This is a genomic window from bacterium, assembly GCA_035691305.1.
In the GTDB taxonomy this organism is placed as follows: domain Bacteria; phylum Sysuimicrobiota; class Sysuimicrobiia; order Sysuimicrobiales; family Segetimicrobiaceae; genus DASSJF01.
The window spans coordinates 17,480-34,872 of sequence record DASSJF010000050.1 but is presented as its reverse complement, the minus strand read 5'-3'; the positions used below and the strand labels follow the sequence as shown (position 1 = coordinate 34,872).

The following is a 17,393-nucleotide window of genomic DNA, read 5'->3' as shown; positions in this document are numbered from 1 at the left end:
CGGCCTCAGTGCGCCGGCCCGCCGCCGCGGCGCGCCCTACGACAGCGAGACCGGCAACACGCCCTGCGCCGTAACCAGACCGGCGATCAGACGCGCCGCGGCGCGAAGCGACGCCGGGTCGTCACCGTAGGCGGCGACGCACGTCGCCCGCGGCGGCACCTCGGTGAGCACGTAGGGCGCGCCCGTAGCGACGGCGATGATCGGTCCCGCGGCCGCCGCGGCATGCGCGACGCGCGCCGCGGCGGCCCGCGTCTCCGGCGTATCGCGCCGGGCGTGTCCGACCGGCACCACGCGCACCCCGCCCGGGTCGGCCGGTCCGGCGAATGTCCCGGGGACCACGGCCGCCTCTCGGCCCGCCGCGCGAAATGCCTCCGCCAGACCGGCGGCGGCGCCCCGGCCCGCGGCGCCGTCCACGACCGCGAACGATCCGCTGCGCGCGGGCAGCAGTCCCTCCGGATCCCGGACGACCGTCACGGCGGCTTCGGCGACCCGGTCCGCGACGACGAGGTGGGCCGGGACGCCGACGCGCCGCGGCACGTCCTCGAGCGAGACCGTGGTCCGCTCCGCGAGCCTGAACCGCTCCTTGAGCGCGGCGACGCGCGCGGCGGCCTCGGCGATCCGCGGGGCCGGGATGCGTCCGCTCTCCGCCGCCGTGCGCACCGCGTCGAGCGCCTCGCGCTGCGCGTCGAGCTCGCCGCAGGCGAGCACGATGTCCGCCCCGGCCAGCACCGCCTGCACCGCGGCCTCGCCGCGCGGGGCGTACTCCGTGATCGCGTTCATCGCCATCGAGTCGGTGACCAGCACACCCCCGAAGCCCATTTGCTCGCGGAGGAACCCGAGAACGTCCGACGACACCGTCGCGGGGCGGTCGGGATCGAGCGCCCGGAAGACGATGTGGGCCGTCATGACCGCGGCGCAGCCCGCGGCGATCGCCTGGCGGTACGGCGCCAGCTCGACGCGGTCGAGCCGGCGCATGTCGTGGGCCACCAGCGGCAGGCCGAGATGCGAGTCGACGACGGTGTCGCCGTGGCCCGGGAAGTGTTTGACCGTCGCCGCCACGCCGGAGACCTCCATCGCGCGAACCGCGGCCGCCCCGAGTCGTCCAACGCGGTCCGGGTCCTCGCCGAAGGACCGCACGCCGATGACGGGATTGAGCGGGTTTGTGTTGACGTCGAGCACCGGCGCGAAGTTTATCTGCACGCCGACCGCGCGCAGCTCGCGGGCCGTGATGCCGGCCGCGGACGCGACAAGCGCTTCGCTGCCGGCCGCGCCGAACGCCATCGCGCTCGGGAAATGCGTCGCGCCGGCGCGGAGGCGCACGACCGGGCCGCCTTCCTGGTCCATGGCGACCAGCACGGGCGGGCGGCCGGCGTCCCTGGCGACCGCCTGCAGCGCGTTGGTCAACGCGGCGATCTGGACCGGCTCCGCCACATTCTTCTCGAAGAGGACGATCCCGCCGACACCCTCCCGGATCAACCGCTCGACCTCCGCGGACGGCGCGTGGCCGGTGAAATCAACCATGAACAGCTGTCCGACCTGATCCGCGGTCACGCGCGTGCCTCCGTTGTGGGCGTCATCACGACCTTGGCCGGCCGCGAGACCGGCCGGCGTCACAGCACCCGTTGGCCGTGCCGGTATCGCCGCCACGGCGCGAACCCGAGCGCGCCGTAGAAATCGAGCAAAATCGTCCAGTCGATCACCATCTCCCGCACGCCGAGCGTGGCGAGGTGCACCATCGCGCGGTCGAGCAGCACGTGGCCGAGCCCGCGACCGCGCAGTTCCGGCGCGAGCCCCATCGGGCCGAGGCCGCCTTCGGCCGGGCGGGCTCCGTCGGACGGCCCGGCCCAGGCGATGCTCGGGCCGATCCAGCAGGAGCGCGGGTGAAACAGCATCGCGAAGCCGGCGACCTCGCCGCCTTTGACGGCGCCCATGACATCGTCGACGGGGCCCCCGTGCTCCAGAAAGCGCGCGACGGTGTACCGCCAGCGACCGGGGAAGACCGCGTCGAGAAACCGGAGCAGCGCGGCCTCCTCGCCGGCCCTCAGCGGCCGCACCTCGACGCCGGAATTCGCCGCGCGCGCCGCCGTCACCGTCTCCGGCGTTCGATAGCCGTCAAGCGAGCGCCGCAAATCGTAGGCTTCGCCGCGCAGCGCGTAGCCGGCCGTCTGAAAGAACTCCGGGGCGCCGGACCCGTCCGGCACCCCGGGGAAGAAGTGCGCGGGATCGCCGCCGAGGACCGCGGTCGGGCGGTCGTGCGCCCGAAGAAACGCTTCCGCGGCGCGCACGAGCGCCGTGCCGATGCCGCGCCGCCGGTGCCCGGGGTGGACCGCGACAACGCTGAGCCAGCCGCGGTCGAGGCGCAGCCCGTCCGCGCCGAGCGGCTCGCGCGCCACCTTGGCGACCGCGCAACCGACGAGACGCCCGCCGCCCGTCGCGTCGCAGGCGAGCCAGGCGCCCGCGGGGTCGAAGTGCGGGTCGAGGAGCATGTTCTGCCGGAGGAGTACTTCGCGCAGCGGAAACGAGGGAGCGAAGGCGGCGTTCCACAGCGCAACAATGTCGCCGATCCGGCCCGCGTCGAAGGGCCGGAGATCGACGCCCGCCCGGCGGCGGCGCGCCGCGTCCATCAGCCGACACGGATCTCGAGGGCGACGTGGAACAACCGGTTCCAGGGAAACCCCGGGGTGCCGAGCCCGAGCGGCACCCCGAACGACCGGGCGATCGGCGGCACACAGGTCTCCTGCAGCCACCGCTGCGCCGCCCCGGCACAGGCCTCGTACGCCGCGCCGATGTCCGGCGCCGCCGCGCCCGGGAAACGCGGCAGCACCTCGCGCGCGAGCCGCTGGCGGACGATTGCCTGGTAGCCCCAGTCGTCGAGCAACCGCAGGATCGTGAAGTCACGGTTGGCGTCCCGCGACGCGCCGGGCTCGGAGGACAGGAGAGCCTGCGCGAGCGCCATCCCGAGCGTGTTGCTCATCGTGTTCCATCCGCCGTAGGCGGAGACGCCGAACGCGCGCGGCGCGCCGAGCAGCCGCTCCACGAGCGTCCGGTCGGCACCGTTGCTGTAGCGGACGTCGGCCAGCGCGCAGGGGATGTTGTCGGCGGCGGCGCGGCCGAGCGCGCCGAACAGTTCGTCGAGTTCCGCGGCCGGATACGGCTCCTGATCCGGCGCTTCCAACTGGTCGCCCGGCGAGTTGTGGACGAAGAGCGCGAGGTCCGGCCGATCGCGCTCCACGCGGCGGCATCCCGCGGTGACGATGTGCGACGTGACGGTCAAATCGAGCGCCTGTCCCTCGTACCGGGGGATCAGGCCGCGGCCGGCGGGCGCCGAGTAGGTGACGCGAACCGCGGGGGGCCTACCGCGGCCGGTCACGACGGCGCGCGCCAGCAGGCGCGCCGTCAGCTCGTCCGTGCCGTAGGTAACCCACGCCCACGCGCCGGCGCGCCGTTCTTCGACCGCGGCGGCGACGGCTCGTAGATCGCGGCGGGTCCACCCGTATTCGGCGGCGTCGTCCTGCCCGATGAGCAAACCGTCGAAGACCTCCGCGCCGGCGAGGTCGACCAGCCGGAGGAGGACCGCGAGATTTCGAGCCCGCCGCCACCGCACATCCGCGAGCACGGCGGCCGGCACGGCCGCGGCCGCCTGCGCTGCGCGCTCCCGCGAGGCGGCGTCCCCGGTCGCTTCGTAGCGGTCCGCGTGGAAGCTCAGCGCGAAGATCTGCGGGCCGTACTCGGTCCAGTAGTCGGGCTCCTCGGTGGCATCCGCGCTGTTGGGAAGCCGCAGGTTGCTCGCAGACAGATACAGCCGCCTGTCCGGCGCCGCGCGGCGTAGGTCCCGCCATCTCGATGCGAGCGCGAGGCACCGATCGAGCGGCTCGCGCCCCACCCGCGACGGCACGAGGCCGCCGTAAATCAACAGCTCCGCGGACGCGATGACGACGTCCGCGGCCGCGCCCGGCCCCTCGAGCCAAGCCCACAGCGCGTCGACGTCTGCAGGACGCTTCAGGCTCCCCAGTTGGCCGCGGGCCGGCGTCACGACCTCCGCGCCGGCGACCGCCGCGAGCTTGAGAAACGCGTCGCGCGTAACGGGCCGCTCGTCGAGCGGCAGGAAGGCGGCCCTCACTTGACGGCGCCGAGCATGATCCCGCGCAAGAAATACCGCTGCAGCGCGACGAACACAACGATCACCGGCACCGTCATCAGGACGGCGCCGGCGGCGACGTAGCGGGTGTTGTGCGCGAAGAGACCGGAGAGATAAAGCAGCCCAACGGCCAGCGGATACCGGTCCGGCGACTTCAACACAATGAGCGGCCAGAGAAACGAGTTCCAGTAGCCGGAGAACTCCACGATCGCGAGCGTCGCGAGCGCCGGCGCGACAAGCGGCAGCATCACCTGCCACCACAGCCGCAGCTCGCCGGCGCCGTCGATGCGCGCGGCGTCTTCGATCTCCGCGGGCACCACGAGGTACGCCTGCCGCAGCAGGAAGATCCCGAAGATGCTCGCGAGGCTCGGCAGATAGACCGCGGCGTAGGTGTCCACAAGATGCAGGCGCATCATCGTGACGAAGTTCAGGATCAACCCGACGTGCTGCGGCAGCATGAGGCTGCCGACGATCGCGTAGAAGATCAGGTCGCGGCCGGGGAAGCGCATCCGGGCCAGCGGGTAGCCCGCCAGCGCGCTGACCAGCAGCGTCAGCACGATCCCCACACCGGTGATGTACACCGTGTTCACGAAAAACCGGCCCACCGGCATCGTCTGCCAGACGCCGGCGAAGTTGGCGAGCGTGGGCGGGTTGGGAATCAGCGCCGGCGGAAAAGCGAAGACGGCGCCGCGCGAGCCGAGCGCGGTCGCGAGCAGCCAGAGGAACGGAAACACCGTCACGACCGCGAGCGCGCTCAGCAGGGCGTACATTCCCGCCGCCTCCGCCGTGCGACGGGCGGCGCGGGCCCGGGGAGGCCGGGCGGGGCTAGTAATAGGAGAGCCCTCCCCGACGCATCAGGCGGAAGTTCAGCGCGGAGAACACCATGGTGATCGCCGCCAGCACCACGCCGATCGCCGCGGCGTAGCCCAGGTGCAGCGAATTGAACGCCTGGTCGAACATATAATAGAAAATCGTGTACGTTGAGAAGATCGGGCCGCCCCCCGTCATGACGTAGACTTCTTCGAAGACCCGCAGCGCCGCCAGGATCGAAATGGTGCTGGCGAGCAGAATGCTCGGGCGCAGCAGCGGGATCGTGACGTGGAACAGACGCGCCGCGGGGCCGGCGCCGTCGAGCGCCGCCGCCTCATCGTAGTACGACGGGATCGCTTCGAGCCCGGCGAGGTAGATCACCATGTAATAGCCGACGCCCTTCCACCACGTCACCAGCATTACCGAGTACAATGCGAGGCCGGGGTCGCTGAGCCAGTGGATCGGCGCGTGGATCAGGCCAATGCGCAGCAGCGCATAGTTGAGCAGGCCGGCCTCGTCGTACAGCCACCGCCACATCAACCCGACGACGACGATCGACGTGACCACCGGGACGTAGTAGGCCACCCGGAACCAGGCGATGCCGCGCAGCGGCCGCCGTACCCAGAGCGCCAGCACGATCGCGGAGAGCTGCAGGGCCGGCACGACGGCGAGGTAGATCGCGCTGTTACGCAGCGCCGTCCAGAAGTACCGGTCCTGCCACAGCGCGGCGAACTGGCTCAGGCCGACGTACTGCGGCGGCGAAATCACATTGTAGTCAAAGAGGCTGAGCGCCGTCCCGAAAATGACCGGATAGAACGTGAACACCGCGAGCAGCACGAGCGCCGGCGCGAGGAAGAGATACGCGATCGCCGTGCGCGCCAGCGCCTGCCGCCGCCCGCGGAGCGCCCGGGCGCGGGAGAGCGGCCGCGTGCCGACCGCCTGCGCGGGGCTTGGTGACGCGGTGGCCGGCGAGTCCGGCTGTCCTGTCATGGTATCGGCGAGTCCGGCTGCAATGTGACCGTTCCGGCGACTCCGGCGTCAGCCGGTCCGCCGGCATCAGAGCCGGCGATTCCACTCGCGGACGGCCCACTCGAGAGCCTGCCCCGCGCTCATTTTGCCGTAGAACGCGCTTTCGATCGCCTCGCGGAAGACGCGGTACAGCTCATCGCTGTGCGGCACGACGACGGTGAGATCCTTCGCCTGGCCGAGCTCGCGAACCGCGACGAGCCTCGCCCGGTCTTCGGGCGTCGATCCACCGCGGGTAAAGTACGGATCCGCGGCCGCGGCCTTCGTCGACGGAAAGATCACGACCTGTTTGCAGAAGGCGAGCTGATTCGCGTCGTTCGTAACGTAGAGGGCGAACGCGACCGCCTCGTTGCGATGGCGGCTCGCCACGGGGACCGCCAGGTCCATCGTCGGCAGGTCGAGCACCCCGCCGCGGCCCATCGGGGCCGGGGCGACCGCGGTGTCCCTGTAGACGTCGGGGTTGTCGCTGCGGACGCGCAGCAGAAACTGCGGCCCGGTCGTCAGCATCGCCAGCTGGCCGTCCCCGAAGCGCTCGGTGGCGCCGAGGTAGCCGCGCCGCAGCGTATCGTCAGGAAACTGATCGTGCTTGTAAAGGTCGACGTACCGGGCGAGCAGCGCGACGTGGGCGGCGCTGCCGAACGCGGCGTGCTTCCGGTCCGGGCCGAGCACCGGAAGGCCCTCCTCCTGGAACACCTTCAGAAACCGGATGCCGTCGACGTTCGGCATGAAGCCGTAGACCCCGGCCTTCTTCTTGATCACCGCGGCGGCGCGGATCCACTGCTCGGTGGTCGCGGGCGGCTTCGTGGGGTCGAGCCCGGCCTTGCGGAACAGCGCCTGGTTGTATGCGAGGACGTCCGGGGTAACGTACCACGGCACGCCGTAGGCATGTCCGTCGAGCCGCATCGAGCCCCAGATGTTCGGGAAGTAGCGGTCTCGCGCGGCGGGCGGCACCGCGGCGTCCATGTCGACCAGCGCCCTCGCCTCCGCGAGCCGCAGCGTCGTCTCGGTGTTGAGGTTGACGACGTCGGGCGGCACCCCGCCGGCAATCGCGGACAGGAGCTTCTGATCCAGCGCCTGGGGCTGGACGTCGATCCAGCGGATCCGGATGTCCGGGTGCGCGCGCTGGTAGTCGTCGATCATCCCCGTGATGAACTTGGTGAAGAACGGCTGCAGCGAAATCGTCCAAAACTCGATGGTGGTGGGGCCGGCGGCGCGGGCGGCGCCCGGCCCCGGCAGCAGCGTCCCGGCGAGGGCGAGCACGGCGGCGAGGGCGGCGACGCGGACGAACCGGCGCGGCATGCGAAAACTCCTCTGTCGCATCTACCAGGATGGTACCATACTCGCCCGCGCGGAGGACCGCCGCAGATGGGTCCGAACCTTCTTACGCGTGAGCGGTGTCGATTGGTTCGACCTCCGCGGCCAGGTGGCCGTCGTCACCGGCGCGCGGCGCGGGATCGGGCGCGGCCTCGCGCTCGGGCTCGCGCAGGCGGGCGCCGACCTGGCGCTCGTCGGCCGCGCGGCCGCGGAAGACGTCACCGCGGAGATCGAGCGTCTCGGGCGTCGGTGCGTGCCGGTCGCGGCGGACCTGGCGTACCCCGCGCAGGTCGACCGCGTGATTCCCGAGGCGGTGCGCGCCCTCGGCCGCGTGGACATCCTTGTCAACAACGCCGGCACCGGCGTTCGCGGCCCGGCCGTCGACGTCACGCCCCAGGACTGGCACCGCGTCCTGCAGGTGAACCTCCACGCCGTGTTCAGCCTCTGCCAGCAGGCGGCCCGCGAGATGCTGCCGCGCGGCCGCGGGAAGATTATCAACATCGCCTCGATGATGAGCTTTCAGGGCGGCATCCTGATCGCCGCGTACACCGCGAGCAAAGGCGCGGTCGCCCAGCTCACGAAGCTGCTCGCCAACGAGTGGGGGCCGCACGGGATCAACGTCAACGCGATCGCGCCCGGCTACATTGAAACCGACCTCACGCGCCCGCTCCGGGACGATCCCGAGCGGAATCCGGCGATCCTGGCCCGCATTCCGGCGGGGCGGTGGGGACGGCCCGACGACCTGGCCGGCGCCGCGGTCTTCCTCGCGTCCCGGGCGTCCGATTACGTGCACGGCCACGTGCTGGCCGTGGACGGCGGATGGCTCGCGCGGTAGACGCGACTCCCGCTGAGGAGACCCGCAGGGACGGCGCCCCGCCCGCATTTCACGCCGCGGCGGGCGAGGTCCTGGACTGGGTCATCTTGCTGGGCGCCCTTGCGCTGCTCGGCTGGGCCGCCGGGTCGGGGCTCACGTTCATGCCGGCGGCCGGCTTTCTCGCGCACCGCGTCCCGCTGCTCGTCTTCGAGCAGGCGGCGCTGGCAGTCGGCGCGGCGGGCGGCCTCCGCCGCCTGCTCGGAGGACGGGCGCTGCCCGGCGCGGCGCTCGTCGGGCTTGGAGCGGTGGTCGCCTTGTGCCTGTTCTCGCTCGCGCACACGGCCAACCTCTACGCCACGCGGGAAGAGGTGTTTCTCGTCACCGCCGTCGCGGTGTTCGGTCTCGGCCTGTTGATGGTGCTGAACGACGGCATCAAGACGCACGTGTTTCTCGCGGGACTCGCGGGCCTCGCGTGCTGGGAAGCCGTCGAAGGCCTCCGCCAGTACGCGGCCGGCATTCCCACGCCGGCCTACTGGCTGAGCCCGTCGTTCGCCGACATCATTCACACCCGCGTCTACGGCACGCTCGGCAGCCCGAACGTGCTGGCGGGCTTTCTATTGTTCGGCATCGCCGCCGCCGCCGCGCTCGCCATGTCGCTGCCGGTCTTCCTCCGGCCGGTCGCGGCCGCGGCGCTGGTCGCGCAGACCCTGGCCATGATGCTGACCTACTCGCGCGGAGGGTACGCCGGGCTTGCGGCATTTGTCGCCGCCGACGCGGTCGCGCTCGTCCCGGTCCGCCGGCGGGCGTGGTGGGTGCTGCTGTTGATCGTGGTCGTCGCAGGCGTCGCGATCGCGCGGCTGCCCGCCGTTGGACTCCGCGCGCAGAGCCTGACGCCGGCGCAGGAGGACACGGTCACGAGCCGCCGGTTCATCTGGCGCGCGGCGCGGCGCGTGTGGGCCGAGCACCGCGTCTGGGGCACCGGGCTCGGGACGTTCAATGTCGTGTACTCGACGTACCGGCCGCCCGACGTGCTCGCGACGTACGCACTGCTGAACGTCCCCGGGTCGGCCCACGACGACTATCTTCAAGTACTGGCGGAGACCGGTGCCGCCGGCGCGGGCATCCTCTGCGCGGCCCTGCTGTGGGGCGTGTGGCGCGCGGCGGACCGCTACCGGACGGGCGGTGCGGAGGACAGGATCTGGCTCGGTACCGCGGCGGCCGCGGCCGCCGGCATCGGCGTCACGAGCATCGTCGACGAGAACCTCTATGTGATCACGAACCTGACTATGCTCGTCGCGCTGGCCGCCGTCGTGGCCGCCCACGCCGTGCGCGAGGAACGCGGCGGGCTCAGGTTGTGGCAGCGGCTGTTCGTGCTGCCGCTCGCCGTGATCTTCGCCGCGCTGCCGCCGCTCCTGGTGCCGCCGGTCGTCGCGACGGTGCTGCACGCGGAAGCGTCCGAGCAGGTGGCCGGGCTGCAGTTCACCGAGGCGGTGAAGACGTTTCGGGCCGCGCTGCCGCTCGACCCCCTCAACAGCGTCATCCCCGCGTACGTCGGCGACCTCGCCGCCGACCTATACCGCCGGCGGCTGAACACCGACCTCGGACCCTGGGCGTCGATGCGCGACGTCGCGGCCGCTTACTACAAGCAGGCGATCGCGGACAACGCCTGGGACGCCTATCCCCGTGCGGAGCTGGGCCGCCTGCTGCGGGACGAGCACCGCTATCCCGAAGCGGTGGCGGCGTTTCGGGACGCCGTCCGGCTCGACCCGTACGCGCCGCGCTACCGGCTGTGGCTCGGCGACGCGCTGAGACTCACCGGGGACAAGAGCGGCGCGCGGACCGCGTACGAAGAAGCCGCGCGGCTGTACCCCGTGGAGCTCGTGTTGATCGAGCACCACGAAGGGCAGGGCGACCGCTACGCCGTGTCGCAGGCCCAGCTCGGCGAGGTCGAGCGCGCGCTGCGAGACCTGAAAGCGTCCCCGTAAGGCGCCCGCGGACTGCCAAGGCGGAGGGACGGAAGATGGCGTCGATCAGATACATCGTCCGCGACGTGGACGCGGCGGTCGCGTTCTATACCGCACACCTCGGCTTCGTGCTGCTCCGGCAGTTCGGACCCAACATGGCCATTCTCGAGCGGGACGACCTGACGTTGTGGCTCGCGGGACCCAAGGCGTCGGCGTCCCGGCCGATGCCGGACGGCCGCCGGCCCGAGCCTGGCGGATGGAATCGGTTCGTCGTCCAGGTCGACGGTCTCGACGCGCTGGTCTCACGCCTCCGGCGTGCGGGGGTCCCGTTCAGAAACGAGATCCTCACCGGTCCGGGCGGGCGTCAGGTGCTGTGCGAGGACCCGTCGGGGAACGTGATCGAGTTGTTCCAGCCGGCCTGAGAATTCGCCGATCGATCTCCGTCTCGAGCGATGGCGGCTCCACGAACGTCAGCGGCAGCACGACCGGCGAGGCGCCCCCGCGGGCGCCTCGCGCCTTGCGCTCGGCGCTGCGCCGGTCTACGCGCGCAACGCGCGGACGATCTTGGCCGGGGTCACCGGCAGCGACACCACCCGTACGCCGACGGCGTTGGCGATCGCGTTCACGATCGCCGCGGCGGTCGGGATGATCGGCGGCTCGCCGACGCCCTTCACTCCAAGGTTGTTCGAGATCGGGTCCGGCCGGCCCACGGCGAGCGCTTCGATCTCCGGGATCATGGACTGCCGCGGCATCGCGTAGGTGTCGAAGCCGAGGTCCATCACCGTTCCGCTGTCGGCATCCGTGACATGATCCTCGTACAGCGCCATGCCGAGGCCCTGGATGACGCCGCCGTGGATCTGGCTCACGTACCCCATCGGATTGATGACGCGGCCCACGTCGTGGCACGCCGTGATCTTGACGACCCGCACCTCGCCGGTCTCCGGGTCGACCTCGACCTCCGCGATCTGCGCGCCCCACGTGCGGATCGTCACGCCGTCGGGGTTCGCACCGCGGAAGCCCCGGCCGGCGATCGTGAAGTTGTTCATCCGGCCGGTGAGCTCGTGCAAACCGATCTTGCGGTCGGGTACGCCGGCCACAGATAGACTGCCCGCGTCCAGCCGGATGTCAGAGGGAGCGGCTTCGAGCACCGACGCCGCGGTGTCGACGAGGTGCCGGCGCGCTTCCTCCGCGGCCATGCGAACGGCGGGGCCGCACGAGGCGATCGTCTGGCTGCCGGCGGAGAGCGGGCTGTACGGAAAGTCCGTGTCGCCGAGGCGCACGGTAATCTTTTGGATCGGCACCGTCAGCACTTCGGCGGCGATCTGCGCGAGCGCGGTCCGGGCGCCGGTGCCGATATCCTGGGTGCCGATACGGATGTCGACCGTCCCGTCGGGGTTGAGCCGGACCTCGGCGTAGGCGGGCGGAGACCCCGCGCCGCCCCAGATCTGCGATGCCATTCCGAACCCGCGGCGCGGCGCGCCCGACCGGACCGGCGACGGGGGGGTCGGAGCTCGGCGGGACCAGCCGGCCGCATCGGCCGCCAGCTTGTAGGCCTCGCGCAGGAATTTGCTGGAGTAGGGGCGGCCCAGGACCTGATCGGCCTCGGCGTAGTTGCGGAGGCGCATCTCCAGCGGATCGATGCCGAGACGGTCGGCCAGGGCCTCCATCGCGCAGTCCAGCGCGACGGTCCCTTCGACGTATCCCGGCGCGCGAAAAGCCGCGCTCGGGCCGGTGTTCGTGAAAACGTTCCAGACCTCCGTCCGTACGTTGGGACACGCGTACAACTCTTTCGCCGGGCCGGCAAGCGGCGTACCGATCGCCCGATAGGCGCCGAGGCCCGAGATGCCCCAGTAGTCGAGTGCGACGAGGCGTCCGTCGCGTGCCGCGCCCAGCCGGATGCGCTGCGCGCTCCGCGGCCGCTTGCCCGCGGCGATGCTCTCCTCGGTGCGGGTGAACATGATCTTCACCGGCCGGCCGAGGCGCCGCGCCGCGAGCGCGGCGAGGACCGTGTACTTCGAGGCCTGATTCTTACTGCCGAACCCGCCGCCCATGAACCGGCTGACGACCCGCACGTGGTCGAGCGGGACCTTCAGCGCGGCGGCGACCTGGCGGCGGACGCCGAAGATGTGCTGCGTCGAGTCGTAGATCGTGAGGCGCCCGCCCGTCCATTCACAGATGGAACCGTGGGTCTCCATACTGTGGTGGAGCACGTCCTGCGTTTCGGCGCGCAGCTCCACCGTCGCCGCGGCGGCGCCGAACCCGGCTTCGACGTCGCCGCGCGCGTACCGCTCGGCGTCACCGCCGAGGACGTTGCCCGCCGCGTGGATCCTGGGCGCATCCTTCGCGCGCGCCGCCTCCGGATCGACGACGTGGGGCAGCACCTCGTAGTCCACGTCGATAAGATCGAGCGCGTCGCGCGCCCACGCCGCGGTGTCCGCGAACACCGCGGCCACTTCCTCACCCGCGTACCGCAGCTCCGTGTCGAACAAGGTGCTCAGTCCGTTGTACCAGGGGATCCCCTTCGTGTTCAGGTGGGACAGGACGAGCCGCACCCCCGGCGCCCGCTCGGCGCGCGCGGTATCGAGGCGCTGGATCTTCGCGTGGGCGTGCGGCGAGCGCAGCAGCGCACCGAAGACCAGGCCGGCGGGAGTAAGGTCCGCGGTGTATTCCGCGGTGCCGGCCGCGCGCTCGGCGCCGTCGACCCGCGGCACGGGCGTCCCGACCACGCGCAGCGGCTGGTCCGCCGCCCAAATCGGGACGTCGTCGCCTTCGATGACGACCTCGCGCTCCTCGACGCGGCCCTCGAACTCGATCTTCTGCTTGACGATCTTCGGCATCAGCGGCTTCCCCCGTCGGGGACCGGCCGGCGGGATGCGCCGGCGGCGCCGGGGCCGGCGAGTTCGCGGGCGGCCTCCTGGATGCGCAGCTGGGTGCCGCACCGGCACACGTTGCCCTCCAACGCACGGCGGACCAGCTCTTCGGAGGGCCGGGGGGTCCGGCGCAGCAGCCCTTCGAGGGCCATGATCTGCCCCGGCGTGCAGAAGCCGCACTGCAGCGCGTCGTGGCGGACGAACGCGTCCTGGACGGGCGCCAGCGCCCCGTCGCGCGAGAGGGATTCGATCGTCTCCACGGCGCGGCCCTCCGCCTGCACCGCCAGCATGAGACATGAGAACACGGGCCGCCCGTCAAGCAGCACCGTGCACGCTCCGCAGGTCCCGACGCTGCAGCCTTCCTTGGTCCCGGTGAGATGCAGATCTTCCCGAAGCGCGTGCAGCAGGCTCCGGCGCGCCGGCACGCTCAGCGTCTCGCCCCTGCCGTTCACCGTCACGGTGACGGTCAGGGGACCATCCGGCGAGGCATGAGTCGGCATGAAACCCTCCTAGCGGGCGGGGATGCGCGTCCATTTCTGGCCGGTCCGCGCACGCTCCTTCGGAGGCGCGCCGGCGCCCGGCCGCGGCGTGCTACACTAACGGCGCGATGGCCCGCCGCGCGATGCCAGTCCCAACCGAGATCGGCGAGGACCATGCCGCGCGCGAGCTGCGCATTACGTGGAGCGACGGCCACGTGAGCCGCTACGGCTACAAGCGCCTCCGCCAAGCGTGTCCGTGCGCCATGTGCGTGCACGAGTGGACGGGCGAACGGCTTCTCGACCCGAAGCGTGTGCCCGAGAGCGTGCACCCGAAGGAGGTCGCCCGCGTAGGCGCCTACGCGCTGCGCTTTACCTGGTCGGACGGCCACATGACCGGCATATACACCTTTCCGCTGCTGCGCAACATCTGCGAGTGCGAGGACTGCACGAGGGCCCGCGCCGAGGCCCCCCGCGAACGCGGGGACTAGCCGTCGGTATGCGGCGACGTCGGAGCCTGCCGCGATAGGCCGTCCGCTCCGCGCGATACCCCGCGGCTAAGGTCTCACCGCAAACCGCGCGAGCTTCTCCGGATCGAGCTCGAGGCCCAGTCCCGGGCCGCCGGGCAGCGCGATCATGCCCTCCCGCGGAACGGGGAAGGGCGTGGTGAAGATCTCCCGCAGGGGATTCTCGACGTAGGCCGTCCCCATGTACTCGTACGTGAAGAAGTTGGGCGCCGCGGCCGCGAGGTGCAGCGACGCCAGGTGCGCGATTCCGCCGCTGAAACCGGTGTGCGGAGCGTAGGCAAGATTGTGGGCGTGGGCGAGCGCCCACAACCGGCGCGCCGGGGTAATACCGCCGATCCGCGCGACCTCCGGCTGCAGCACATCGACACAGCCCCGTGCGATCAAGTCGCGGAACCCGAACAGACCAAACTCCGTTTCACCCGCCGCAAGCGGCACGCGGACCGAACGGCGGAGGTGCGCGTACCCGTCGAGGTCGTCCGCCGGCACCGGCTCCTCGAGCCACGTCACGTCGAGCTCTTCGATCTGCCGGCCCACGCGCACCGCGGTGCCCGCGTCGTAGGCGCCGTTCGCGTCGAACATCAGCGCGACGGCGGGCCCGACCGCCGCGCGCACCGCGCGCGCCGTCTCGACGTCGGCCCGCTCCCCGCCGCGCGGGGCCGGCCATCCGAGCTGGACCTTCACCTGCGAGAAGCCGCGCGCCACCTGCGCGCGCGCCTCCTCCGCCATGCGGGGGATTTCGTCGAAGTACACCTTCGAGATGTAGCAGCGCACCCGCTCGCGGCCGGCGCCGCCGAGGAATTTGTACAGCGGGACACCGGCGGCGCGGGCCAGCAAGTCCCAGAGCGCCGTGTCGATTCCGCTCATGGCCTCGAGCACGAAGCCGCGTGAATGTCCCCAGCGGCGGAGGAGCGCGAGCATCTCGTCCCACAGCCCTTCGACATCCCACGGATCGCGGCCGAGCACGAGCGGCGCGAGCAGCCGGTCGACGATCGTCGTCACCACTTCAGGCGCGCGGCGCACGATGCACTCGCCCGCGCCGGCCAGGCCGTCGTCGGTGCGCACCTGCACGATCGCGGCGTAGAATGTCGGGAACGTGCCGATGGAAAACTCGACCGGGCGCGGGGTCCTCGCGGCGATCGGCGTGCACGTGACCGAGGCGATCTTCATTCGCGCTTTCTTCCTCCGCTCCGGCGGCAGACCCTCTCCCGGCGGCCGGCCGCGGCGGCGCGAGGGAATGACCTCCGGCGTGGGCAACGTTCGAATAGGGGACGAAGCGTTCCGACAGGGAGGCGCGCATGGACTGGAGCCGCGAGTTCGCGGAAGGACTGAGCTACGACGAGTTCTTGAAGCGCCACGGCACCGCGGAGCATCAGGCGCGGTGGAAGGGCGTCTACGACAAGGTCGCGCTCACCGGGGAGCAGCGTGAGCTGCTCGCCGGGTTCGTCCGGGAGATGCATGTGCTCGTCATCGCCGGCGCGTGGTGCGGCGACTGCGTCAACCAGTGTCCCGTCTTCGAGCACATCGCGCACCAGAACGCCAAGATCAGGGTGCGCTACGTCGACCGCGACGCGCACGCCGCGGCCCAAGAGGCCGTGATGATCAACCTCGGCAAGCGCGTGCCGGTCGTCGTTTTTCTGAGCGAGGACGATCAGGAGTGCGGCCGGTACGGCGACCGCGCCCTGGCCACCTACCGGCAGATGGCGGCGGACCGTCTCGGCCCGGCCTGCCCGACCGGCATCGTGCCGCCGGGGCCCGCGCTCCTCGGCGCCGTCACCGCGGAATGGGTGGAACAGTTCGAGCGGATCCAGCTGATGCTGAGGCTCTCGCGGCGGCTGCGCGAGAAGTACGGGGACTGAGCGGTGGGTTAGGTCGCGAGCGTCCGGACGTCCGCCGGGGTCCGGGGGCCGAGCACGAGCATCCCCTCCAGGCCGGCCATCAGGTCGGACGGCGTCGTGCCGTCTTCGGGAAACGAGACGACCCCGGCGCTCAGCGCGAGGCGGCTCACCATGAACAGGCGCGCCGCGACGTCGTCGCGCTCGAGCCGTGAGACGAGTTCCTGCGTCTGCTCGATCGCGCGAACCTTGGCCACGCGCGGCAGGAGCATCGCGAACCGGCCGGCGCCGTCGTAGGAGAGAATGTCCACTCGCCGCAGCGGCGCCCGCAGCAAGTTGACCGCGCGGCGCAGTGCGAGGTCGCGGTCCTGTGCCTCGGTCCGGGACGAGGCATAATCCTCGAGCTGCACCTCGGCGATCGAGAAAACGAGAACCAGCGAGCGGCAGCGGTCGATCTCGTCGCGCACCAGCTGCTCAAAGGTCGGCCACGGACAGAGCGCGCGGGTCGGGTCGGTCCGGATCATGCGCTGTACTTCCTCGTGCAGCCGGGCCGCCTCGACGGCCGCCACACTCTGGGTGGCGAGGCCTTGGACACGGCGGCGGACCGCGTCCGATAGGTCGAACGGTGTCTCCCGATAGGCGCTCAACCACGCCCGCGGCTGCCCGGAGCGGACGAGCGCGGATGAGCACCACCATCCGGCGGGCTGATCGGCCGGACCCCGCGCCTCGATCAGGACGTCGCTGCCGTCCGCGACCGCGGGCAGGATGAGGCCCTTGGTCTCCCGCGGCGGCGTGCCGTGCGAAACGGCCGCGTGGAGGGCCCCGGCTTCCGTCACCACATGGCCGACGCCATGCTCGGCGCCGACGAGCTTGCGAAAGGCCGCCAGCAGCGCGTCCATGACGCTCTCGAGGCGCAGTTCGCCGCTCAACTGCCGCGCGATCCCGTTGTACGTCTCGAGCTCGTCGACCCGCTCCTTCAGCTCGCGCGTCGCCTCCGCCAATCTGCGGTCCAGTTCGAGGGTCCAGCGGGCCCGCTGCAGGCTCGCCTTGTGCTCTTGGGCGACCATGCCGAGCACCAGCGCGAGCAGAAACGCACCGGCCATGAACGCGCCCAATTGAAAGCCGGCCGTCGTGAACGTCGCGGCCTGCCCGCCCGCCGTCCAGAGCAGCACGAGGAGACCGGCCGTCGCGATGGCGGCAGCCAGCGACTGGCGAAGGTCCAGCGTCACCGCCGCCTCCAAAATGGCGAGGTAGTACAGGTACAGGAACGGACTGTTGAGACTGCCCGAGAGCACGAGCAGCGCCGTAATGACCGTGAGGTCCAGTACGAGGATCAGATCGGGCCGCCGGAGGATCGGCACGCGTCTCTGCCCGACGCCGAGCACGACCACGTAGGCCGCGAGCACTCCGATCGTCGCGACGGCGCCGGCGGGAGGAACGGTGATGATGCCGAGCCACGTCGCCGGAATGAGGGTCGAGAGAATGAGGATTCGAACGAGCGTCGACCACATCGGGGCGCGACGGCGGCCGGACGTGGCGGCGTGGGTCGCGCCCTCGTCCGTAGGGCCGGCGGACATCGGGGGCTTAGCGGAGAATACCAGAGAATCGGCCATGTATCTCCC

Annotated in this window: 15 protein-coding genes; 5 read left to right on the top strand and 10 right to left on the bottom strand. The window is 71.4% G+C overall.

Annotated elements, in window-relative coordinates; translation table 11 throughout:
- Positions 1-36: 36 nt before the first annotated feature.
- The 6 genes from nagZ to VFL28_08940 form a co-directional block, all read right to left on the bottom strand.
- The gene (gene nagZ, locus VFL28_08965) at positions 37-1,551 is read right to left on the bottom strand and encodes a beta-N-acetylhexosaminidase (GenBank protein HET7264789.1); all 1,515 of its coding nucleotides are present in this window, start codon (positions 1,549-1,551) and stop codon (positions 37-39) included.
- A 59-nt stretch (positions 1,552-1,610) separates the two neighbouring features.
- Positions 1,611-2,624 (bottom strand): GNAT family N-acetyltransferase, encoded by a 1,014-nt coding sequence (locus VFL28_08960; GenBank protein ID HET7264788.1) that lies wholly within the window; start codon positions 2,622-2,624, stop codon positions 1,611-1,613.
- Positions 2,624-4,120, bottom strand: a complete 1,497-nt coding sequence (locus VFL28_08955; protein ID HET7264787.1) for a DUF4127 family protein — start codon at positions 4,118-4,120, stop codon at positions 2,624-2,626. The genes VFL28_08960 and VFL28_08955 overlap by 1 nt, the downstream gene beginning before the upstream one ends.
- Entirely contained in the window at positions 4,117-4,908 is a 792-nt protein-coding gene (locus tag VFL28_08950) for a carbohydrate ABC transporter permease (protein HET7264786.1), read from the bottom strand. Before VFL28_08950 ends, VFL28_08955 begins: the two co-directional genes overlap by 4 nt.
- 55 nt (positions 4,909-4,963) lie before the next feature.
- Entirely contained in the window at positions 4,964-5,938 is a 975-nt protein-coding gene (locus VFL28_08945; protein ID HET7264785.1) for a sugar ABC transporter permease, read from the bottom strand.
- Between the two features lie 66 nt (positions 5,939-6,004).
- Complete coding sequence (locus tag VFL28_08940) at positions 6,005-7,273, bottom strand: sugar ABC transporter substrate-binding protein (protein HET7264784.1); 1,269 nt, start codon at positions 7,271-7,273, stop codon at positions 6,005-6,007.
- 88 nt (positions 7,274-7,361) lie between these two features.
- Here VFL28_08940 and kduD point away from each other — a divergent pair, with 88 nt between their 5' ends.
- From kduD to VFL28_08925, 3 genes are read left to right on the top strand one after another with little or no spacing between them, the layout of a single operon-like run.
- The gene (gene kduD / locus VFL28_08935) at positions 7,362-8,123 is read left to right on the top strand and encodes a 2-dehydro-3-deoxy-D-gluconate 5-dehydrogenase KduD (GenBank protein ID HET7264783.1); all 762 of its coding nucleotides are present in this window, start codon (positions 7,362-7,364) and stop codon (positions 8,121-8,123) included.
- Positions 8,108-10,087: an O-antigen ligase family protein gene (locus tag VFL28_08930; protein ID HET7264782.1), complete on the top strand. Its 1,980-nt coding sequence runs from the start codon at positions 8,108-8,110 to the stop codon at positions 10,085-10,087. The genes kduD and VFL28_08930 overlap by 16 nt, the downstream gene beginning before the upstream one ends.
- A gap of 35 nt (positions 10,088-10,122) precedes the next feature.
- Positions 10,123-10,488 (top strand): VOC family protein, encoded by a 366-nt coding sequence (locus tag VFL28_08925; GenBank protein HET7264781.1) that lies wholly within the window; start codon positions 10,123-10,125, stop codon positions 10,486-10,488.
- A 117-nt stretch (positions 10,489-10,605) separates the two neighbouring features.
- On the opposite strand, the gene VFL28_08920 is transcribed toward VFL28_08925, so the two are convergent.
- Positions 10,606-12,903: a xanthine dehydrogenase family protein molybdopterin-binding subunit gene (locus VFL28_08920; protein HET7264780.1), complete on the bottom strand. Its 2,298-nt coding sequence runs from the start codon at positions 12,901-12,903 to the stop codon at positions 10,606-10,608.
- Entirely contained in the window at positions 12,903-13,436 is a 534-nt protein-coding gene (locus VFL28_08915) for a (2Fe-2S)-binding protein (GenBank protein ID HET7264779.1), read from the bottom strand. The genes VFL28_08920 and VFL28_08915 overlap by 1 nt, the downstream gene beginning before the upstream one ends.
- 122 nt (positions 13,437-13,558) lie before the next feature.
- On the opposite strand from VFL28_08915, the gene VFL28_08910 reads away from it, so the two are divergent.
- Positions 13,559-13,903, top strand: a complete 345-nt coding sequence (locus tag VFL28_08910) for a DUF971 domain-containing protein (GenBank protein HET7264778.1) — start codon at positions 13,559-13,561, stop codon at positions 13,901-13,903.
- A gap of 66 nt (positions 13,904-13,969) precedes the next feature.
- Here VFL28_08910 and VFL28_08905 read toward each other — a convergent pair whose 3' ends face one another.
- On the bottom strand, positions 13,970-15,106 hold the full coding sequence (locus tag VFL28_08905) for a mandelate racemase/muconate lactonizing enzyme family protein (protein HET7264777.1): 1,137 nt from the start codon (positions 15,104-15,106) through the stop codon (positions 13,970-13,972).
- A 128-nt stretch (positions 15,107-15,234) separates the two neighbouring features.
- Here VFL28_08905 and VFL28_08900 point away from each other — a divergent pair, with 128 nt between their 5' ends.
- Entirely contained in the window at positions 15,235-15,795 is a 561-nt protein-coding gene (locus tag VFL28_08900; GenBank protein ID HET7264776.1) for a thioredoxin family protein, read from the top strand.
- An 8-nt stretch (positions 15,796-15,803) separates the two neighbouring features.
- Here the strand turns inward: VFL28_08900 and VFL28_08895 are convergent, their stop codons facing one another.
- A complete protein-coding gene (locus tag VFL28_08895) occupies positions 15,804-17,348 on the bottom strand; it encodes a hypothetical protein (protein HET7264775.1) in 1,545 nt (514 codons plus the stop codon).
- Positions 17,349-17,393 lie beyond the last annotated feature (45 nt).